This window comes from Mesorhizobium sp. B1-1-5 (assembly GCF_006443065.1).
In the GTDB taxonomy this organism is placed as follows: domain Bacteria; phylum Pseudomonadota; class Alphaproteobacteria; order Rhizobiales; family Rhizobiaceae; genus Mesorhizobium.
Map to the genome: position 1 here is coordinate 1 of NZ_VFWS01000103.1, position 18,533 is coordinate 18,533.

Consider the following 18,533-nt stretch of genomic DNA (forward strand, 5'->3'; position numbering starts at 1 on the left):
CTTCGCTCCTGCTCCGCCCTGGAATGACGATCGCGATGGGCGTTTCGGCCAATCTCCAAGGCATGCCGCCTGCCAACACAAACAGAGCCGACCGGTCAAAGTCCCTGTGCAGCGCCACTAGTCGGCCTTCATCGAAAGAAGCTCTTCGACGGGAACGGTCCCGCCCTCGATCTCGACCACCCAGATGTCGGGATCGAATTTCTTCTCCCGCTCCAGCCGCGCATCGAAGGCCGAGCTGTCGTCGCTCGTGCCGAGCACGGCGAAGAAGCGCTCATCGGGCTTGGCCGAATCGTAGCTGGTCTGCGGCGCCGGCCCGTAGAAGGTCACCTCCCCCAGACGCCCGCGCGACAACACGAAGACAGCGCCAGCCTCGGTCGCGCCGCGCTTGACGACAGCGGCGAAGCCGCCGGCGCCGAACACGCGGCGCACAAGGGCCGAGACCCAGAGATCGGTGGTCACGCGCATGGAAAGGTCCTGAATGGCATTCATGTGGTCTAGCGAGATTCACCCAAGCCTGCGAGTGCCTGGATGTCGAAGACGTCTTGCCTAACAAATCTTGTTAGACTTTGTGGGGCGCGCCATAAAGGAGCAATGAAAAGTCAAGCAATGCGCACCCTCACCATATCGCTCACGCCGAAGCAGGCCGCCCGTCTGCAGGATGCGGTCGAGAGCGGCGACTACGCCTCGAACAGCGAAATCGTCAGGGAGGCCCTCAGGTTGTGGGAGCGGCGCGAGGAGCTTCGCGTGCTCGAGCTCGCACAGCTCAAGCAGGCTTACGACGAAGGGATGGCGAGCGGCGAAGGCAAGGACGTCGATCGCAGCGCCTTTCTTCGCGCCCTGAAGGCCGAGCGCTCGGAACGTGACTAGTTATCGACTCACACCTCGCGCTGAACAAGACCCAAGAATACCTGGCGCCACATTGCGGCTGACAACGAGCAGGCAGCGGACAGACTTCTAGGGCGCATCTTCGATAAGCTGGAACTCGCCTGCAATCATCCCAATATGGAAGTCGCCCGGCCAGAGTTGAGCACCACCGCACGTATCCTCGTAGAGGGCCGATATGTCGTATCTACGAGCCCATGGACTACGGCATCCTGGCAGTAGCTATTGTCCACGGGATGCGGGACCCGGAGCATTGGCTCGAATAACAATTTTGCGCGCTGCCGCTCAGTTCGTCAGGCCGATCTCGCGCATCTTTGCGTAGACCGCCTCGTCCGGCTCGCCGGTCTCGGGCAGTCCGAACAAGGCCTGGAATTCCTTGATCGCGGCCTTGGTGCGGGCGCCGACCTTGCCATCGAGCTGCATGTCGCCATTGCCGAACGCCTTGAGGCCGGCCTGGATCTTGACGATGCGGGCGTCGGGCGGCTGCGTGGTGCCATCGGCCGGTGCAGAGACCTGGATCACCTGCGGTTTGGCCGCCGCGGCGACTGCGCCATCGGCCGGTCGCGGCGCCGGGTGGGGAATGGCCGCCGTCGTCTGGCGGGCGCCAAGCTGGTCGAGCAGCGCGCCGTTGATCTCGCCCGACCCCGGCAGCCCGACTTTCAACTGGTAGGCCTGGATCGCCTTGCGCGTGGCCGGCCCGGTGAGACCGTCGACCGCGCCGTCATAGAAATCGAGGTTCTTGAGAATGCCCTGCACCTGCTGGACGACCGGATCCGGCTTGGCCGCGGGCTGCGCCGGCGCCTGGCGCACGATGTTGATGGTGGTCTCCGGCTCGTCGGAGACCGTATGCGGGAAGTTCTCGATGCTTCGGGTGGCGAAGAAGGCGCCGGTATGCGGAAAAGGCTGATACCAGAGCGCATTGGCCGAGACGTAGAACAGCGTCACCAGGAAAGCGGTCGAGCCGCCGACCAGAACCGGATTGCTGGCGATCAGTTGACCGACGGCAACCGCGCCCTCGGCAAGAACGCCGCGCTCAGGTTCGACCACCTTAGGCCGTTTTGCGGAGCGAGCCATTCCTCTCCCCATTTGCATCCCCCTTCGGCTTGGCCGCCGGCATGGCCAGCACGCCGGATGGCGCACCGGATCGCCGCTTCGGCCCGTTCACCGGCAGGCCGATTGTCACCGTGGTGCCCTCACCCGGCGCGCTCTCGATCGACATCGTACCCTCGTGCAGCGCCACCAGGCCCTTGACCAGCGACAGGCCGAGTCCGGTTCCCTCGAAACGACGCGTGTAGTCGTTCTGGATCTGCATGAACGGCTTGCCGAGATTGGCCATGTCCTCCTCGGCGATGCCGATACCGGTGTCGCTCACCCAGAAATGCAGGTGCGAGCCGACGCGCTTGGCTCCGATCACCACGCTGCCGCCATCGGGCGTGAACTTCACCGCGTTCGAGGCGAGATTGATCAGAATCTGCTGGACGGCCCGCCGGTCGGCATTGATCTCGCCCGCATCCGGGGCAATTTGCGTGGCAAGAACTATGCTCTTGGCGTCGGCCAGCGGTCGCATCATCGAACGGCACATGTCGACGGCCTCGACAAAGCGGAACGGCTCCATCTCGGTCGCATAGGCGCCCGCCTCGATGCGCGAAACATCGAGGATCGAGGTGACGACGGACAGCAGATGCTGGCCGGACTCCCTGACCAGGCCGACATATTCCTTCTGGCGCGGGTCCTTGAAGGCGCCGAACATCTCATGGAGCAGCATGTCGGAAAAGCCGAGGATGGCATTGAGCGGCGTGCGCAGCTCGTGGCTGACCACCGCCAGGAAGCGGCCCTTGGCCACTTCGGCGGTCGCGGCCGCCTCCCTCGCTTCCACCAGCTCCTCGCGAAGTGCTGCAACATCGTCGTTTTCGCGCAGAACCAGGGTGAAGACGTCGCGGTCGGCTTCGCCGCGCAGCAGCTCGAGGCTGAACGGGCGGAAATTGTCGACCGCGCCAGAACCCTCGCGCGGCAAGCGGATGCGCAGATCAAGCCGACGCTTCGGGGCGCCCTCGCGCATGTCGGCCAGAGCGGTGAGATAAGCGACGCGGTCGGAAAGATGGATACGGTCGAACAGGCCGGTGCCGAGCAGAAGCTCGGGCGCCAATTTCAGGATCGAACGTGCCTTGGCGGACGCGTCGACCACTTCGCCTTGCCGCCCGAGGCGCAGCACGACGGCGTCGATGACGTCCTCGAGACGATCGCCGGCAGGCTCCGCCGACCGTAAGCCGGCCGGATTGGCGAAGGCGGTGGCCCGCGGCAACAGCGTCAGCGCCCAGGCGAGCGGCAGCAGCCAATGCCAGGCGGCGATCTCGCCGAGCGGCAGCAACTGCCCGGCAAAGGGCTGCAGCACGATGGCGGCAAGCGCCGCCAGCGCGCCCGTCAGCGCGGCGCGCCGTGACCCTGAGACCCACCAGCTTTCGACCGGCAATGCGACGGCAAGGAGTGCCGCCGGCGAGGCCAATCCGCCCGCCGCGGCGATAGCGCCGGCTAGGGCAAGCCCACACAACACGACCGCCATGCGGCCGGCAAGCGCCATATGGCCGGTGGCCGCCACCAGAAGCGCCGCGAACCAGCACAGGCCGAAAGCGGCAAAGATCGCGGCTATCGTGACGGCGGCGCCGAGACTTGAAGTGACCAGCGTGACCGCGGCGCCCGCGGCAAGGAAGGGCGCGGCGAGCATGACACCGATGAAGCGGCGCTGGCGCAGGCGTTCCGCCTCACCCGTCACGGTCGGGTGAACCATGCGTTCGCAGCCGGCGGAAACCGCGCCAGGCAATTGAACGTATCTGGCTGAAATAGAACTCAACGCACGCGTACCCGGTCGTGAAAAACGCCTGCCTGGCAGGTGACTCATCAATTGGCTTGAAACTCGCATCCAGCGTTTAAGGAATGGATAAGGCTGGCGAAGCCGGCGACCGCGCCAAGGCAAATATTGCGATGCCGGCCCGGCAAAGCATGCCGAGTTGGCGCCATGGTAAACGGCGGGTTAGCCGCAAGGCCTGTGCCAAAACGGGCCGGAACTTGAACCGGCTAAGTTCTGCCTGGAATAAAATCGTTTGATAACAATGCTCTACATGGTTATTATAAAGTTAATGAACTCGATGAGATTCGACACAAGCCCATGTCAAAACCTATCCTTTCGAATTCACCTAAAATTTGAGGAAAATTCGCGGCTTCGATGCAAGCCGTCCTTTGCGTGACCGTGCCATTATCGTGCCCATAAAAGAGGTCATGCCGATGGATGCATGATCCGTCACGGATGGATGCATCATTCCATCCCGGATGAGAGGCAAGTAAGATGGGCTTTCTGATCAGGATGGCTTTCTGGTTTTCGCTGGTGCTGCTGGCGCTGCCGCTCGGCGTCGGCCCGGGAGAGAACGGCCAGCAGAGCGTCGGGCCGATCCAGGCACTGTTTGCGGCGCGCGAGGCGGTCGGCGACATTGCAGGGCTCTGCGAGCGCAAGCCCGATGTCTGCGAGACCGGCAAATCGGCTATGTACACCATCACCGTTCGCGCCAAGGAAACGGCCAAGATCGCCGCAGCCATGATCGACGACCAGCAGTCTGGGCAGCCAGGCGCGCTCGAAGCGAAGGTCGCGGATGGCTCCATCACGATCACCGGCAGCGTCGCCGAGGACATCGTGCTGCCGGCCAAGGTCAACATTCCGGTGATGTTGACGGCCAAGAACTGAATTCTTTCCGACCGTTCGCTCGGCACTTTAATTTTAGCGCAATTCCTGACGCAAAACCGCCTACGCACGTTTCCCAGAATTGCTCTAACGCCGCGGGCCCCGTCCGACCTCTCGACGCCCGCGGCGTCTTCTTTTTCCGTGACGCGGCCGTGTCGGGCCACTATATGCGGGGCAATGGCAACCTCGATCCAAACCATCCGCGACGACTTTTCCCTGCTTGACGAGTGGGAGGACCGTTATCGCTATGTGATCGAGCTCGGCGAGAGCCTGCCGCCTTTCCCTGAGGAGGAGCGCACGGCTGCGAACAAGGTGCCTGGCTGTGTGAGCCAGGTGTGGCTCACCACCAAGCATGGAGCGGGCGCCGATCCGGTGATCGGCTTCCAGGGCGATTCGGACGCCCATATCGTGCGCGGCCTCGTCGCCATCATGCTGGCGCTGTTTTCAGGCAGGCATGCAAGCGAAATCCAGAACACGGACGCCGAAGCGACCCTGAAGGAGCTCGGCCTTGACGAGCATCTGTCGCCGCAGCGCGCCAACGGCCTGCGTTCGATGGTCAAGCGCATCAAGCGCGATGCGGAAGCGGCGCTGAAGCAGACGGCCTGATCCGGCCGATATTGTGCTCCCATCGGGAAAGCAAAACGGCGCCGCAAGGGCGCCGTCGAACTGCTTGACGAGCTGAGACCTATCAACGGCCCTTGCGCTTGCGGCCCAGACCCATCTTCTTGGCGAGCTGCGAGCGGGCGGCAGCGTAATTGGGGGCGACCATCGGATAGTTGGCGTCCAGGCCCCACTTCTCACGGTACTCTTCCGGCGTGAGATTGTAGTGGGTCATCAGATGCCGCTTCAGCGACTTGAACTTCTTGCCGTCCTCAAGACAGACGATGTAGTCGTCATGGACCGAGCGCTTCGGATTGACGGCCGGCTTCTGCTTCTCAGCCGACGGCTGCTCCGACGAGCCACCGACGCGGCCCAACGCGGCATGGACGTCGGCGATAAGGTTCGGCAGTTCCCCAACCGGCACCGGATTGTTGCTGACATAGGCGGCGACGACATCGGCGGTCAGCTCGATCAGCGCGTCACTGTTTTTCGAAGGTGTTTCGACAATTTCCATAGTGCTAAGGCCCCAACGAGAGTTGTTTCTATAACTGCGCCCTTTTTTATGGATCGGGCATCGCGCGGATTTCGTTCAGGAAAGGCTCTGAGATTCGCGTCGGTTATCTTAATGACGCCGCATTGAAAGTAAGTCAATTCGCATATTGACTTATATTGGTCGATATTCATCAACTATTGCCGATTCAGCTTCAAAAATTCGTGCGCCGTGTAACTTCGCGAGATTTTTCTGGTCAGACCAGCATGGCATGACGTTGGGTCATCCCCATGTTAGACATCCGATCGCCACTCGACACAACGTTCAATGCTTGGCTAATGCTTGGGTGCCCTTTCGCCTCCACAACGAATCCTGCGGCACAACGAAGCGCAAGGATACCGCCTTGGCGGCTGGACCCGACAAGGCGACGCGACAGATCCATCAATAAGGCGCGATATGTTTCCCGTAGACCCAGCCGGTGACGAAATGACCGTTTTGCGCCGGGTCGTGCCAGATCTCGCACCAGCGATAGCGGATCGCCTGGCGCTGCTTCCGCTGCGGTTGGCGGGCGATATCGAGCAGGTTTACGCCGCCGGTGCAGCGGCCGGTCATCTGCAGCACGGTGCCGTTCGGATAAGAGGCCTGTTTCTGCAATGCATTGGACGGATATTTTCGGGCATTGAGCGTATCACCGAACGGCACCCCCGCCACTTGCCAGGCGGCAAAGACAGTTGCATGAGACTGGCTGGAAAAAACCAGACCTGCCGCTACGACGGCAACAGACATTGCGGTAGAAACACAGGATTTCATCTTTCCCCCTTCGACTTAGCTTCTGTTCCACCTTGAACCGCGCCCGTTGAACCGCCGCTGAGCGGCGTGTTCATTCGTCATTCAAGCAGATTCCGCAGCGAGACGTAATGACCAGAGCTTCCGCCTTGACTTCCGCCTTCCCGGCCGCCAGCCCGCCGACCCCCGAGAAACACCCGGTTTCCGACACGCATCACGGCATCACCCGCAGCGACGACTATGCCTGGATGCGGGCCGACAACTGGCAGGCCGTGTTCCGCGACCCTTCCCTGCTCGACGGCCGCATCCGCGCCCATCTCAATGCCGAGAACGCCTATCAGGCCGCGCTCATGGCCGGCACCGCGGACCTGCGCGCCAGGCTGTTTGCGGAGATGAAGGGGCGCATCAAGGAGGATGACGCGACAGTGCCCATGAAGGACGGCCGCTATGCCTACGGATCGTCGTTCCGGCAGGGCGGCGAGCAGCCGCGCTATTTCCGGACGCCGCGCGACGGCGGCGCTGAGGAGATCCTGCTCGACGGCGACGCGGAAGCCGAGGGCAAGCCCTATTTCCGGCTTGGCGGCGTCGACCATTCGGCCGACCACGGGAAGCTGCTGTGGGGCTTCGACGACAAGGGTTCGGAGTTCTTCACGCTGCGCGTGCGCGATCTTGCGAGCGGCAGAGAACTTGCCGACCAGATCCCGGATACGGGCGGCGGCGGGGTCTGGGACGCCAGCGACGGCGGCTTCTTCTACACCCGTCTCGACGACAACCATCGTCCGTCGAAAGTGTTCTTCCACGCGCTGGGCGACAGGTCCGAAAACGACCGGTTGATCTATGAGGAGACCGATCCGGGCTTCTTCATGGATGTCGGCGGCACGCGCGCCAACGACTGGATCATGATCGGCATCAACGATCATGAAACGTCGGAATACCGCCTGCTGCCCGCCGATGATCCAACCGCAGAGCCGAAGCTTGTGGCGGTGCGCGAGACCGGCCTGCAATACGATCTGGAAGAAGGCGGCGACGTCTTCTTCGTCCTCACCAATGCCGACGGCGCCAAGGACTTCAAGATCATGACCGCGCCGGTCGACGATCCCGGGCGCGCCAACTGGCAGGAACTGGTGCCGCACGAGCCCGGCCGGCTGATCCTCTCGGTGCTCGGCTTCAAGCATTACATGGTCAGGCTCGAGCGCAAGGAAGGCCTGCCGCGCATCGTCGTGCGCGAGCGCGCCAGCGGCGAGGAGCATTTCATCTCTTTCGACGAGGAAGCTTTTTCGCTCGGTCTGTCCGGCTCCTACGAATACGACACCGAAGTGATGCGCTTCACCTATTCGTCGATGACGACGCCGGCGCAGGTGTTCGACTACAACATGCGCAGCCGCGAACGCGTGCTTTTGAAGACGCAGGAAGTGCCCTCCGGCCACGATCCTGCGCACTATGTCACGCGCCGGCTGATGGCGCCGGCAGGCGATGGCGAGTTGGTGCCGATCTCGCTGCTATATCATCGCGACACGCGCCTAGACGGTTCGGCGCCCTGCCTGCTTTACGGCTACGGCTCCTATGGCATCACCGTTCCTTCCGCTTTCAACACCAATTGCCTGTCGCTGGTCGATCGCGGCTTTGTCTATGCCATCGCGCATGTGCGCGGCGGCAAGGACAAGGGGTACGGTTGGTACGAGGACGGCAAGCGGGCAAGGAAGATGAACACCTTCACCGATTTCATCGCCTGCGCCCGCCATCTCGTTGCCGAGCGCTACACACAGCACGACCGCATCGTAGCGCAGGGAGGCTCCGCCGGCGGCATGCTGATGGGGGCGATCGCCAACATGGCCCCGGAAAGCTTCGGCGGCATCGTCGCCGAGGTGCCGTTCGTCGACGTGCTCACCACGATGCTCGACGCCAGCTTGCCGCTGACGCCGCCGGAGTGGCCGGAATGGGGCAACCCGATCGCCTCAGCCGCCGACTATGCGACGATCGCCGCCTATTCGCCCTACGATAATGTGGCGGCGCTCGACTACCCGCCGATCCTGGCGCTGGCGGGCCTGACCGATCCGCGCGTCACCTATTGGGAGCCGGCGAAATGGGTGGCGCGGCTTCGCGAACGCAAGGCAGGCGGCAACCCGGTCGTGTTCAAGATCAACATGGATTCCGGCCATGCCGGCGCCTCGGGTCGCTTCTCGCGGCTGGAGGAGATCGCCTATATTTACGCCTATGCCTTGAAAGTGACAGGCAAGGCCTGATTTTCTACTCGCAATCGCACGGCTCGCGCGCTAGGCAATGCGCCGTCGTTTTTGGTCGTGGCCATTTCGGGGCCGCGCCCCGATACATTCGCAAGGTTCGCTATGCTGCTCGTCGACGTCTATCTCGACAAATCGCCCATCCAGGGCATCGGCGTTTTCGCCAAACACCGCATTGCGCGCGGCACATTGATCTGGAAGCTCGATCCAAGGTTCGATCGACGCATTCCCGTGGAGACCTATGAGGGCGAATCCGGCCCGGTGAAGTCCTATCTCGACCGCTATTCCTATCCGGATCGGCGCGATCCCAACTTCATCGTCTTCGAGGCGGACGACGCCCGCTATATGAACCACGCGGACGACCCGAACTGCGATATCTCCTCTCCGGAAGAGGCCTACGCGTTGCGCGACATCGCGCCCGGCGAGGAACTGACCTGCGACTATAACCATTTTTTCGAGAACGGCTTCGACTTCCTGGGCGATCGCCATCCGTAAAGGCTAACTCGCCGGCTTGCGTGCCGGATAGCCGTTGGGGTGTGGCGGGACGGCCTTGAGGTAGGCGGCAATCGCCTCGCGGTCGTCGGCGGTCAGTTGCGCGATGTTGCGCTGCACGTCAACCATGGCGCCGCCGACGGAATCGAAATCGGGCGTGAAGCCGGTCTCGAGATAATTGGCGATGTCGGCCTCGGACCAGTCCTTGACGCCCTTCCCGTCGGGGGTGATGTTGGGCACGATGCCGGAGCCTTCGGCGGCCACGGCCCCTGCCAGCCACTCGCCTTTCCTGACGCCGCCGGCGAAATCACGCGGCGTGTGGCATTCGCCGCAATGGCCCGGTCCCTCGACCAGATAGCGGCCGGCGAGAACCTTGTCCGGCGCGCCCTCTGGCAGTGCGATCACCGGTTCGGGGCTGAGATAGACAAGCTTCCAGAGGCCAATGCCGCGACGAATGGTGAAGGGGAAGGAAAGCCTGTGATCCGGCGCCTTGCCGGCAACCGCCGGCAGCGTCTTCATGAAGGCGTAGAGATCGGCGATGTCGGCCGGCTTCATGCGCGCGTAGGACGCATAGGGAAAGGCCGGATAGAAATGCTCGCCGGACGGAGAGACGCCTTTCAGCATGGCGTTGGCGAAGTCCGCCTCGCTCCAGGCGCCGATGCCGTCCTTCCGGTCCTGCGAGATGTTGGGCGGAACGAAGGTGCCGAACGGCGTCTTGAGTTCCAGACCGCCGACGAGCTCGAGGCGGGCGTCGCCCTGGGCGCCAGGTCTGGCGTGGCAGGAGGTGCAGCCCCCGGCGTAGAAGATCCGCTTTCCCCTGGCAGCGTCGCCAGGGCCGAGATCAGCGACGGTGCCGGCGTCCAGCCTGACCGGTGCCGACAGAACCCAGCTGGCGCCAGCCGCGGCGGCGCCAAGCACGATGACGGCGCCGACAAGCTTCTTCAGCCAGGCCATCGTCAAGCGATCAACTCTTCTTGATCCGGTAGGTCTGATGGCAGGTGCCGCAATCGCCGCCCAGCGTGTTGAGCTGCGCCTTCAGGGCGTCGACATCGGCCGGCGGGGAAGCGACCGCAGCCTTGGTATCGGCCAGGAACTTGTCCTCGGCCGTCTTGAAGCCCGCCATGTCTTCCCAGATCTTCGGCGCGGCCGTGGTGTCGCCCTTGTCGGAGCCGGCCGGGAACAGCGTGTCGACGTCGAACTTCTCGGCATTGGCTTGCAGTGCCTTCAGCGCGTCCAGCACGGCGGCGGCATCGAAAGGCGTCTCGCCCTTGACCATCTTCGAGATCTGCCCGGCGAGCTTGCCGCGTTCCTTCATCAGGGCCTGGCGACCCTTGATCGGGTCGGCATAGGCCGAGCCGGCAAAGGCAAGCAGAGAGATGGCGATGACAAGCTTTCTCATTCAATTGGCTCCGTGGATGAAGAGAGTTCGCTGGCGCAATTCCGGACGGAAAACCGTTCAATACTTTTCCTGGAACTGCTCTGGACGTTAACGAGCGTGATGGTGGGGTTATTCCCCGGCGCCGTGACGATTTTGCCGGGTTTGTCCTGAAAAAGAAAAGCCCCGGCAAACCGGGGCTTTTCGTCAAAATCACTCAGGCTTTAGCCTTCTCATAAAGCTCCAGGACGTGGTCCCAGTTGATCAGGCTGTCGACGAAGGCCTCGAGGTATTTCGGCCGCGCGTTGCGGTAGTCGATGTAATAGGAGTGCTCCCAGACGTCGACGCCGAGGATCGGCGAGCCGCCATGGACCAGCGGGTTCTCGCCGTTCGGGGTCTTGGAGATTTCCAGCTTGCCGTTCTTGACCGAGACCCAGGCCCAGCCGGAGCCGAACTGGGTGGTGCCGGCGGCGATGAAATCCGTCTTGAACTTGTCGTAGCCGCCGAGATCGCTGTCGAAGGCCTTCTGCAGCGCGCCCGGCAGCTTGTTGCCGCCGCCGCCCTTCTTCATCCACTTCCAGAAATGGATGTGGTTGTAGTGCTGGGCCGCATTGTTGAAGAGCCCGGCATTCTTGCCGAAGGACTGCTTCACGGCCTCTTCGACCGACAGGTCGCCCATTCCGGCCTCGGCGGCGAGCTTGTTGCCGTTGTCGACATAGGCCTTGTGGTGCTTGTCGTGGTGATACTCCAGCGTCTCCTTCGACATGTAAGGCTGCAAGGCCTCGTAGTCATAGGGCAAGGCGGGCAACTCAAAAGCCATGGATAGTACTCCCTCGAGGAAAAAAGTCCGGTGATGCTACCGGGCTAAGATAGGTCTGGAATGGATCGGGGCAACTCCGAATGGAGCGCCGAGCGACTTTTTAGAGCAATTCCGGGAAAAGTGCGAAGCGGTTTTCCGCCCGCAATTGCGCAAAACAGGAAGATGGAGCGGTTCGCCATTTCAACGAAACGGTGAGCCGCTCTGGCGGCTCAGGCGGCGGACGTCGAATGCGCCCACTCCCAATAGAGCTCGCGCGCCTTCTTGGCCACCGGACCGGGCTGCAGGTCGCGGTTCTCGATGTGTGTGACCGGCACGACCTTGGAGTGGTTGCCGGTCGAGAATATCTCGTCGGCTTCGAGGAAATCGCGGACCGACAGCGTCTTCTCGGTGGTCCTGAAACCGTAGTCGCCGAGCAGGCTGATGGTGCGAGAGCGGGTGATGCCCGAGAGAAACGTGCCGTTTGGCGCCGGAGTCATCACATGGCCGTCCTTGACCAGGAAGATGTTGGAGGTCCCGGTCTCGGCGACATTGCCCAGCATGTCGAGCACCAAAGCGTTGTCGAAGCCGCGGTTCTTGGCCTCCAGAATGGCACGGCCATTGTTGGGATAGAGGCAGCCGGCCTTGGCGTTGGTGGGCATGGTCTCGATGGTCGGGCGCCGGAACGGCGAGACGCCGATCGAAAAGCCGGATGGCGGGATCATCGGCGATTCATAGAGGCAGAGGCAGAACCGGGTCGAGGCCGGGTCGGCCGGCACGCCCATATAGCCGCCATGCTCGGCCCAATACATCGGCCTTATATAGACCGCCGTCTTGCCGTCGAATTTCTTCAAACCGTCCCAAGTCAGGCCGACGATCTCTTCCGTCGTCATCGAAGGCTTCAGGCCAAGCGCGATCGCGGAGGTGTTGACGCGAGCGGAGTGCAGCTCGAGGTCGGGCGCGACGCCCTCGAACCAGCGGCCGCCGTCAAAGACGCTGGTGCCGAGCCACATGGCGTGGCTGCGCGGCCCGAGAATGGCGACGTTGCCCTCGTACCAGTCGCCGTCCACATAGGTCCAAGTCGCGGTTTGCGCCGCCGCCGCCAGTGTCATGGTCGCCGTCCAATTGAGTGATTTCAGTCCGCCATAGGACGATGCTTTGGCGGCTGGCGTCAATTGACATCGGGAAAATTCGTTGGGGCCAGAGGCACTTGGCCGCAATCAATGCTTGCGCGGCAAGCCTGCGCGCCGCAAAACTTGAGACATGCATCATGCGGCCTATGTCTTCGACGCCTACGGCACGTTGTTCGACGTGCACGCCGCCGTGCGCCGCCACGCCGGCGAGATCGGCCCGGACGGCCAGCTTCTCTCCGAAATCTGGCGCGCCAAGCAGCTCGAATATTCCTGGGTGCGGACGCTGATGGGATCATACGCCGACTTCTGGCAACTGACCGAGCAGGCGCTGGATTTCGCTTTGCGCAAGGTGCCCTCGGCCGATCCGGCGCTGCGGACGAAACTGCTCGAAGCCTATTGGCGGCTCGACTGCTATCCGGAAGTGCCCGCCGTGCTGAAGGCGCTCAAGGCGTCGGGCGCGAAGCTCGCTATTTTATCCAACGGCTCGCCTGAAATGCTCGACGCGGCGGTCAAATCCGCAGCGTTGGACCAGATCCTCGACGACGTGTTTTCGGTCGACGAGGTCAAACGCTTCAAGACCGACCCGTCGGTGTACGACATGGTAGTCACCGGGTGGCGGCTTTACCCCGGCGCGGTTTCGTTCCAGTCGTCGAACCGCTGGGACATCGCCGGCGCGGCGAGATTCGGTTTTCGCACGGTCTGGATCAACCGGACCAACCAGCCGGACGAGTATCGTGACCTCCCGCCGGGGCTGATCTTGCCTTCGCTCGAAGGTCTCCTGGCGGAGGTCTGATGCAGCTGTTGCTGCAGGGCAACAGCTGTGGCGCGGTCACAGCTTCGCCTTTTTCTGTCCACCCTCAGGCCAGAATTGGAACCGCCTATCGCCGCCGACTGTTATGAATGCCGCCGCGACGTGCCCGCGGGTTCATGCTTTCTTGCGAATTAAGACCTAGAAAAGGCAACCATGTCAGACGCTTCCTTCCGCATCAGCCGCCGTGGCTTCCTCAATTTCACAGCCCTCGGCGCTGCCTCGGCCGCCGTGTCCGCCTGCACCACCACCGGTCCTGCACCAGCCCCCGTCCAGCCGCCGCCGCCCGCCTATGTCGAGCCGCCGCTCGGCGATTACGAGACGATGTATGGCGCAATGTCCGACAATGGCTTCGACCTGCCGGCCATCCCGGTCAACAAGATCGATCACAGATTCTTGCGCCAGATCGTCCCCGATCCGACCGGACAGCGCCCGGGCACCATCGTTGTCGATACCACCGGCCACTTCCTCTATCTGGTGCGCGAGGGCGGCCAGGCGATCCGCTACGGCGTCGGCCTCGGCCGCGCCGGCTTCGAATGGTCGGGCGACGCGGTCGTGCAGTGGAAGCAGAAATGGCCGAAATGGACGCCGCCGGACGAGATGGTCGCACGCCAGCCGGAACTGACGCAATTCAGCGCCAGGAATGGCGGCATGCCGGGCGGCCTGAAGAACCCGCTCGGGGCGCGTGCGCTCTATCTCTTCCAGGGCAATCAGGACACGCTCTACCGCCTGCACGGCTCACCCGAATGGTGGTCGATCGGCAAGTCGGTGTCGTCGGGCTGCGTGCGCCTGATCAACCAGGACATCATCGACCTCTACGACCGTGTGCCGACCAAGACCCCCGTGATCGTGACAGCCAATATCGGCGCGCCGGAAGAGAACATGCCGGAGCGCAAGGCCATTCCGATCGACAATGGCGTGCCGACGGGCTCTATCCTGCTCGGTCCGGTGAAGCGGCTCACCAACGAGATATTCTGACCCTGCGCCTAGGCCGGCGGTGCTTGGCCAAATATAGCCAGCACCGCCACCGGGGCTGCGGTGAAAATCCATCATCCCGGCAGCCCGCATCGGCACGCCATGCCGTGCGGCTGGACCATACAAACTTCAGCGGCGGATGTTCTAAGCTGGCCGGACTTCAGGCATTTTATGCTGCAAGGAGTCTTGCCATGTACACACCACCCGCCTTTCGCGACGACGATCATGAGAGCCTCAGGGCCACGATCCGCGAAGCGCGGCTGGCAATTCTGGTGACCGCCACGGCCGATGGGCCGCTGGCGACGCATCTGCCGCTTTTGCTCGATGAGAACGAGGGTGAGCATGGGGTGATCTACGGGCACGTCGCAAAGGCAAACCCGCAGTGGCACGTGCCGCCGCTGGGCGACGGCCTGGCGATGTTCATGGGCCCGGATGCCTATGTGACGCCGGCCTGGTACCAGACCAAGCAGGAGACCGGGAAGGTCGTCCCGACCTGGAACTATGTCGCCGTCCACGCCCACGGGCCGATCGAATTCTTCGAGGACGCCGACAGACTGCTCGAGGTCGTGACCCGCCTGACCAGCCTGCATGAAGGCGAGCGCGCCGCGCCCTGGGCGGTGTCGGACGCGCCGGCGGATTTCATTCAATCGCAGTTGAAGGGCATTGTCGGCCTGCGCATGCCGATTACAAAGCTCGAAGGCAAGCGCAAGATGAGCCAGAACCGCAACGCCGCCGATCGCGCCGGTGTCGTGTCCGGCCTCTCATCCAGCGACCGGCCTTCAGACCGCGAGGTCGCGCCGCTCATTCCAGTGTGAACGGGGCGACATCGGCCAACCGCCGCGGCTGCTTGAGTTCCGCAGCAAGTCAGGTGCAGACCCACTCGCGGATCTTGCACTCCTTGCTCTCGCCTCCGCACTGGGCTGTCGCCTTCTCCTCGGCTTCGCGGCGGGTCGCGGCCGATGCTGCACTCCAGAACGGCGTCGCCGCGCCACGGCTCTTGCCGACCGAGAGCGCCGCGCAGTGCTCATAGGGAAAGCCGGTGCCGTCATCATCGTCCCAATGGCGATGGTTGCGGAACACTTCGACCACCCGGCAGCCCTTGCCATCCGCATTCTCGCAATGCTTGAGCGCAATGTCTTCCGCTTCCTGCCGCTTGTCGGCGCCCCAGAAAAAGCCGTGACGGCCGTCGCCCGGCGAGTAGGCGATCGCGCCCCAGATGCCCTTTTCCTCGCCGGTCTGCGCCGGCGGCGACGGGGCGATCAGGTCAGCCGCGTTGCTCGCAATCGTAAGCCCGGCGAGCGCCGCAAGCAGCGGGATCGAAAGGCGGGGATTGATCAGCATCTTCGTGCTCCAGTTGCAGCTATTCAGCAATCGACTGTCATGCCCGGCTCTAGCCGCCCATGCGCGCGACCGAGACGACGATGCAAGTGTTGCCGGTTGGGACCAGCAGCGCCTGGCCGGCATTGTCGGCCAGGTTGAAAAGCATCGTGTTCGAAAGATTGTCCGCCAGCAGGCTGCCCTTCGGGAGCGTTCCGACGACTTCCTGGCAAGAGCGCGGGAATGGCGCCACGCGCATGAAGCCACCCTCGCAGCTCTGGCCGACAGGCGAGGCAAAAACGACGCCCGCGGCCTGCGTCTTGTAGTCCGGCAGGTTGTAGCTCATCCCGGCGACTGCCTGCACGGCATGGGTGTCGGGTGAGGTTTTGTCCCATTGCGTCTGGATCGCATAGGTCGACCCGGCAGTCAGAGCCTGCCCCATCGCGGCAAAGAGATTGGCGCAGGTGCGGACACCTGCCTGCGCGACATGCGCCTGAAACGGATTCTTGTTTGCCGAGGCGTCGACCGGCGCGGGCACGGCTTCCGCCGGCTTGCCCTGCATGGGCGCCTGCGCCTGCGCGGAGGCGGTGCCAGCGACGAATGTCCCAAGCGCGGGATAGAGCCGGAACGACAAGACCACCGCCGCCGCGACCAAGACCGCGAACGCGCCGAGCAGCGCCGTGTTTCGCGCCAGGCGCCAGCCTGGCGAGCGCTGTGGTGGTGGACTTGCCGGCGGCTCCGGCAGCGCGACCGGCTGGGAGTGCGTCAGGATTCTGTCCTCGATGGATTGGCGTGTCATCTCAAAGTCTTTCTAGTTGATGGCCGACAGCGCGGCCTTGAGTCCCTTGAACGGGGCATCGAGGCTGACGGTCGCTCCCGACGGCAGGGAATAGGAAACCTGGACCGTGGTCTCCTTGCCGATCTGCTCGCGAAGCACCGGGCCGACGGGCACATAGCCGACGCAGACCGACGCATCGCAACCCTGCAGTTGAACGTCGACCGGCTGTTTGCGGCCGGCAAATCGCAGCGAAAGCTTGCTGCCCGCACCTGCCGCGAGCGGGGTTCGCAAGATCATGAAGGGCTTGCCCTTCTCGTCCGCCGCGAGCGACCAGCTGAAGACCATGGCCTGGCTCTGGTCGATGAAGGACTGGCTGATGTTGCAGACCTTCTTCCTGGCCTGCAGGTTCTCGTCGCAGATCAGCGTCCAGTTCTCGAACGGGCGCGTGGTCCGCTGATATTGGCCAAGCTTCACGTCCGCGGGCACCGCGACGTCGGACGGCTTTATCCGATAGGCTGGCTGGGCCGCCTCCTGCCCGGCCGCGTGCGGGCCGGACAGAAGGAGGCAAGTCACGGATATCACGGCAAGGACCGTCTGCCTGGTCATCAACAGACTCAGTTCAGGGTGAAGCTGACGCCTGCGCCGACACCCCAGTGCCCGCCGGCCGTCGTACCGGACACGTTTGCCCGGGCCCTGCCATCCTCGCTGGTGTAGCCGGCACCGAACGCGACGGCGCCTTCGCCACGCCAGTAGCCGCCGCCGGCCGCCACGCTCAGCTTGCCCGGACGATCGTCGTAGCGCAGCGAGGCGGCCGCAAGGCCGATCGCCGCCGCCTGGCGCGCTTCGCCTCGAGCCTCGCTCATGTCCATGTTGAGCTGGCTGAGCTTGGAGTCGGTGTAGGCATTGGCCTGCTGCAGCGTGGTGGCCGCCACCTGGTTGGTGTAGGTCTTGGAGTTGTCGAGCGTGGTCGCCAGCCCGTTGTTGAACTGCAGCACGTTGACTGCATCGGTGTCGGCGGTGCCGGCGCCGACATTGTGGATGACGACAGGCGCATTCACGTCGCCGCCGACAAGCGTCAGGGAATTGGACTTGGTGCCGTCCGGGTTCTTGTCATACTGGACGGCGAATTCATTCAGATTGCCGACACTTCCCTGCACTGCTTCGACAGCCTGATTGGTGGCGTAGAGTTGGCTGCCGTTGATGGCGTCGGTCGAAGTCTGGCTGATCCGGCCCGCCGCCACATTGGTGACGGTGCGCTCCTTGCCGACATCGCCCACGCTCACCGTGCTCGTCGGAGCGGTTCCGGCGAAGGTGTAGTTGACGCCGTTGATCGTCGTGCCGGTGGTGGCTACCGCCGCGGCGGTCGTCGAGCCCGCGCCGAGAGCGACGCTGCCCGGCTCGTTGGCCGTGGCGCCGGCGCCGAGCGCCATAGACTGGGCGCCGTTGGCGGTCGAGTTGGTGCCGAAGGCGATGCTGTCGGCCTGGTTGGAGGTCGCGTTCTGGCCGATCGCGATGCCGCCCGGCGCCGTTTGCTGGACGATGGCGCCGTTGCCCATGCCGATGCCGTTGTCGCCGTTGACGGTGGTGCGCGGGCCGATCGCGACCGAATCGGCGCCGACAGCGAGCGAGTCCGGGGCGCTCGAATTGGCGTGGAAGTACATGCTCCCCGTCACAGCGAAGGAGCTCAGCGCGCCTTTCAACTGGCGAAGCGTCACCGCATCCTGGTCCTGGGTGCCGTCGGCCACATTGATTATCTGGCGATAAGCGGTGGAGGTACCCACCGAGACGGCGCCGAGCAGGCTCATATCGGTGGTGTTGTAAGGAATGAGGCCGGTGCCGGAGAGGATCGATCCCGACGCTGGCGCGACCGCACGATCCGAGACCGAGCCGGAGCCAAGCGCCACGCCGTCGGCGATGGTGACCGCTGTGCCGCGGCCGAGAGCCAGCGAATTGGCGGCGGACGCAGTCGCCTGGTAGCCGAGCGCCGACGAACCAACCCCTTGCGCGAAGGCATCGGTAATCGGCAGCGTCGAGTCGTTGGTGCGGACGTAGCGGATGCCGCCGCCGGTGTTGATGTTGGTAAGCGACGTGCTGAGATTGCTGATATCGCTGGTGTTCTGCGTCACCTGCT

General features: G+C 63.5%; 21 protein-coding genes. 8 read left to right on the plus strand and 13 right to left on the minus strand.

The window, feature by feature from the left end:
- Nucleotides 1-117 precede the first annotated feature (117 nt).
- On the minus strand, nucleotides 118-465 hold the full coding sequence (locus FJ980_RS23410; RefSeq protein WP_140546109.1) for a DUF1491 family protein: 348 nt from the start codon (nucleotides 463-465) through the stop codon (nucleotides 118-120).
- Between the two features lie 141 nt (nucleotides 466-606).
- Between FJ980_RS23410 and FJ980_RS23415 the strand changes: the two genes are divergently transcribed.
- Nucleotides 607-867, plus strand: coding sequence for a type II toxin-antitoxin system ParD family antitoxin (locus FJ980_RS23415; protein ID WP_181181292.1), 261 nt, complete (start codon nucleotides 607-609; stop codon nucleotides 865-867).
- Between the two features lie 300 nt (nucleotides 868-1,167).
- Here FJ980_RS23415 and FJ980_RS23425 read toward each other — a convergent pair whose 3' ends face one another.
- The gene (locus FJ980_RS23425; RefSeq protein WP_140546111.1) at nucleotides 1,168-1,956 is read right to left on the minus strand and encodes a peptidoglycan-binding protein; all 789 of its coding nucleotides are present in this window, start codon (nucleotides 1,954-1,956) and stop codon (nucleotides 1,168-1,170) included.
- Complete coding sequence (locus tag FJ980_RS23430; RefSeq protein ID WP_140546112.1) at nucleotides 1,931-3,667, minus strand: PAS domain-containing sensor histidine kinase; 1,737 nt, start codon at nucleotides 3,665-3,667, stop codon at nucleotides 1,931-1,933. The genes FJ980_RS23425 and FJ980_RS23430 overlap by 26 nt, the downstream gene beginning before the upstream one ends.
- Nucleotides 3,668-4,222: 555 nt before the next feature.
- Between FJ980_RS23430 and FJ980_RS23435 the strand changes: the two genes are divergently transcribed.
- Nucleotides 4,223-4,615, plus strand: a complete 393-nt coding sequence (locus FJ980_RS23435) for a DUF5330 domain-containing protein (protein ID WP_140546113.1) — start codon at nucleotides 4,223-4,225, stop codon at nucleotides 4,613-4,615.
- 174 nt (nucleotides 4,616-4,789) lie between these two features.
- Nucleotides 4,790-5,218 (plus strand): SufE family protein, encoded by a 429-nt coding sequence (locus FJ980_RS23440; RefSeq protein ID WP_140546114.1) that lies wholly within the window; start codon nucleotides 4,790-4,792, stop codon nucleotides 5,216-5,218.
- 82 nt (nucleotides 5,219-5,300) lie between these two features.
- Here the strand turns inward: FJ980_RS23440 and FJ980_RS23445 are convergent, their stop codons facing one another.
- Nucleotides 5,301-5,726, minus strand: coding sequence for a MucR family transcriptional regulator (locus FJ980_RS23445; RefSeq protein ID WP_140546115.1), 426 nt, complete (start codon nucleotides 5,724-5,726; stop codon nucleotides 5,301-5,303).
- Between the two features lie 417 nt (nucleotides 5,727-6,143).
- On the minus strand, nucleotides 6,144-6,512 hold the full coding sequence (locus tag FJ980_RS23450; protein WP_140546116.1) for an SH3 domain-containing protein: 369 nt from the start codon (nucleotides 6,510-6,512) through the stop codon (nucleotides 6,144-6,146).
- Between the two features lie 107 nt (nucleotides 6,513-6,619).
- Here FJ980_RS23450 and FJ980_RS23455 point away from each other — a divergent pair, with 107 nt between their 5' ends.
- Together FJ980_RS23455 and FJ980_RS23460 are read left to right on the plus strand one after the other, a co-directional pair.
- Nucleotides 6,620-8,731 (plus strand): S9 family peptidase, encoded by a 2,112-nt coding sequence (locus FJ980_RS23455; RefSeq protein WP_140546117.1) that lies wholly within the window; start codon nucleotides 6,620-6,622, stop codon nucleotides 8,729-8,731.
- Nucleotides 8,732-8,833: 102 nt separating this feature from the next.
- Nucleotides 8,834-9,223 (plus strand): SET domain-containing protein-lysine N-methyltransferase, encoded by a 390-nt coding sequence (locus FJ980_RS23460; protein ID WP_095766869.1) that lies wholly within the window; start codon nucleotides 8,834-8,836, stop codon nucleotides 9,221-9,223.
- A 3-nt stretch (nucleotides 9,224-9,226) separates the two neighbouring features.
- Here the strand turns inward: FJ980_RS23460 and FJ980_RS23465 are convergent, their stop codons facing one another.
- The 4 genes from FJ980_RS23465 to FJ980_RS23480 form a co-directional block, all read right to left on the minus strand.
- On the minus strand, nucleotides 9,227-10,174 hold the full coding sequence (locus FJ980_RS23465) for a cytochrome c (protein ID WP_140546127.1): 948 nt from the start codon (nucleotides 10,172-10,174) through the stop codon (nucleotides 9,227-9,229).
- 10 nt (nucleotides 10,175-10,184) lie between these two features.
- Nucleotides 10,185-10,619, minus strand: coding sequence for a cytochrome c (locus tag FJ980_RS23470; RefSeq protein WP_140546118.1), 435 nt, complete (start codon nucleotides 10,617-10,619; stop codon nucleotides 10,185-10,187).
- Between the two features lie 193 nt (nucleotides 10,620-10,812).
- Nucleotides 10,813-11,415, minus strand: coding sequence for a superoxide dismutase (locus FJ980_RS23475; protein ID WP_140546119.1), 603 nt, complete (start codon nucleotides 11,413-11,415; stop codon nucleotides 10,813-10,815).
- 209 nt (nucleotides 11,416-11,624) lie between these two features.
- Nucleotides 11,625-12,503 (minus strand): branched-chain amino acid aminotransferase, encoded by an 879-nt coding sequence (locus tag FJ980_RS23480; protein WP_140546120.1) that lies wholly within the window; start codon nucleotides 12,501-12,503, stop codon nucleotides 11,625-11,627.
- Nucleotides 12,504-12,654: 151 nt separating this feature from the next.
- On the opposite strand from FJ980_RS23480, the gene FJ980_RS23485 reads away from it, so the two are divergent.
- From FJ980_RS23485 to FJ980_RS23495, 3 genes are all read left to right on the plus strand, one after another.
- Nucleotides 12,655-13,317 carry a haloacid dehalogenase type II gene (locus tag FJ980_RS23485; protein WP_140546121.1) on the plus strand — a complete coding sequence of 221 codons (663 nt, stop codon included), beginning with the start codon at nucleotides 12,655-12,657 and terminating at the stop codon, nucleotides 13,315-13,317.
- 171 nt (nucleotides 13,318-13,488) lie between these two features.
- On the plus strand, nucleotides 13,489-14,310 hold the full coding sequence (locus FJ980_RS23490) for a L,D-transpeptidase (RefSeq protein WP_140546122.1): 822 nt from the start codon (nucleotides 13,489-13,491) through the stop codon (nucleotides 14,308-14,310).
- 188 nt (nucleotides 14,311-14,498) lie between these two features.
- The gene (locus FJ980_RS23495) at nucleotides 14,499-15,122 is read left to right on the plus strand and encodes an FMN-binding negative transcriptional regulator (RefSeq protein WP_140546123.1); all 624 of its coding nucleotides are present in this window, start codon (nucleotides 14,499-14,501) and stop codon (nucleotides 15,120-15,122) included.
- 49 nt (nucleotides 15,123-15,171) lie between these two features.
- On the opposite strand, the gene FJ980_RS23500 is transcribed toward FJ980_RS23495, so the two are convergent.
- The 4 genes from FJ980_RS23500 to FJ980_RS23515 form a co-directional block, all read right to left on the minus strand.
- On the minus strand, nucleotides 15,172-15,648 hold the full coding sequence (locus FJ980_RS23500; RefSeq protein ID WP_140546124.1) for a DUF4189 domain-containing protein: 477 nt from the start codon (nucleotides 15,646-15,648) through the stop codon (nucleotides 15,172-15,174).
- A gap of 49 nt (nucleotides 15,649-15,697) precedes the next feature.
- Complete coding sequence (locus FJ980_RS23505) at nucleotides 15,698-16,423, minus strand: hypothetical protein (protein ID WP_140546125.1); 726 nt, start codon at nucleotides 16,421-16,423, stop codon at nucleotides 15,698-15,700.
- 12 nt (nucleotides 16,424-16,435) lie between these two features.
- Complete coding sequence (locus FJ980_RS23510; RefSeq protein ID WP_140546126.1) at nucleotides 16,436-17,008, minus strand: invasion associated locus B family protein; 573 nt, start codon at nucleotides 17,006-17,008, stop codon at nucleotides 16,436-16,438.
- 8 nt (nucleotides 17,009-17,016) lie between these two features.
- On the minus strand, nucleotides 17,017-18,533 hold a 1,517-nt coding region (locus FJ980_RS23515), incomplete at its 5' end, for a YadA-like family protein (RefSeq protein WP_181181293.1).

Bases quoted from the DNA above. Each gene is read 5' to 3' on its own strand.
- FJ980_RS23410 (WP_140546109.1), bottom strand. From the start codon at position 465: ATGCGCGTGACCACCGATCTCTGGGTCTCGGCCCTTGTGCGCCGCGTG.
- FJ980_RS23415 (WP_181181292.1), top strand. From the start codon at position 607: ATGCGCACCCTCACCATATCGCTCACGCCGAAGCAGGCCGCCCGTCTG.
- FJ980_RS23425 (WP_140546111.1), bottom strand. From the start codon at position 1,956: ATGGCTCGCTCCGCAAAACGGCCTAAGGTGGTCGAACCTGAGCGCGGC.
- FJ980_RS23430 (WP_140546112.1), bottom strand. From the start codon at position 3,667: ATGGTTCACCCGACCGTGACGGGTGAGGCGGAACGCCTGCGCCAGCGC.
- FJ980_RS23435 (WP_140546113.1), top strand. From the start codon at position 4,223: ATGGGCTTTCTGATCAGGATGGCTTTCTGGTTTTCGCTGGTGCTGCTG.
- FJ980_RS23440 (WP_140546114.1), top strand. From the start codon at position 4,790: ATGGCAACCTCGATCCAAACCATCCGCGACGACTTTTCCCTGCTTGAC.
- FJ980_RS23445 (WP_140546115.1), bottom strand. From the start codon at position 5,726: ATGGAAATTGTCGAAACACCTTCGAAAAACAGTGACGCGCTGATCGAG.
- FJ980_RS23450 (WP_140546116.1), bottom strand. From the start codon at position 6,512: ATGAAATCCTGTGTTTCTACCGCAATGTCTGTTGCCGTCGTAGCGGCA.
- FJ980_RS23455 (WP_140546117.1), top strand. From the start codon at position 6,620: ATGACCAGAGCTTCCGCCTTGACTTCCGCCTTCCCGGCCGCCAGCCCG.
- FJ980_RS23460 (WP_095766869.1), top strand. From the start codon at position 8,834: ATGCTGCTCGTCGACGTCTATCTCGACAAATCGCCCATCCAGGGCATC.
- FJ980_RS23465 (WP_140546127.1), bottom strand. From the start codon at position 10,174: ATGGCCTGGCTGAAGAAGCTTGTCGGCGCCGTCATCGTGCTTGGCGCC.
- FJ980_RS23470 (WP_140546118.1), bottom strand. From the start codon at position 10,619: ATGAGAAAGCTTGTCATCGCCATCTCTCTGCTTGCCTTTGCCGGCTCG.
- FJ980_RS23475 (WP_140546119.1), bottom strand. From the start codon at position 11,415: ATGGCTTTTGAGTTGCCCGCCTTGCCCTATGACTACGAGGCCTTGCAG.
- FJ980_RS23480 (WP_140546120.1), bottom strand. From the start codon at position 12,503: ATGACACTGGCGGCGGCGGCGCAAACCGCGACTTGGACCTATGTGGAC.
- FJ980_RS23485 (WP_140546121.1), top strand. From the start codon at position 12,655: ATGCATCATGCGGCCTATGTCTTCGACGCCTACGGCACGTTGTTCGAC.
- FJ980_RS23490 (WP_140546122.1), top strand. From the start codon at position 13,489: ATGTCAGACGCTTCCTTCCGCATCAGCCGCCGTGGCTTCCTCAATTTC.
- FJ980_RS23495 (WP_140546123.1), top strand. From the start codon at position 14,499: ATGTACACACCACCCGCCTTTCGCGACGACGATCATGAGAGCCTCAGG.
- FJ980_RS23500 (WP_140546124.1), bottom strand. From the start codon at position 15,648: ATGCTGATCAATCCCCGCCTTTCGATCCCGCTGCTTGCGGCGCTCGCC.
- FJ980_RS23505 (WP_140546125.1), bottom strand. From the start codon at position 16,423: ATGACACGCCAATCCATCGAGGACAGAATCCTGACGCACTCCCAGCCG.
- FJ980_RS23510 (WP_140546126.1), bottom strand. From the start codon at position 17,008: ATGACCAGGCAGACGGTCCTTGCCGTGATATCCGTGACTTGCCTCCTT.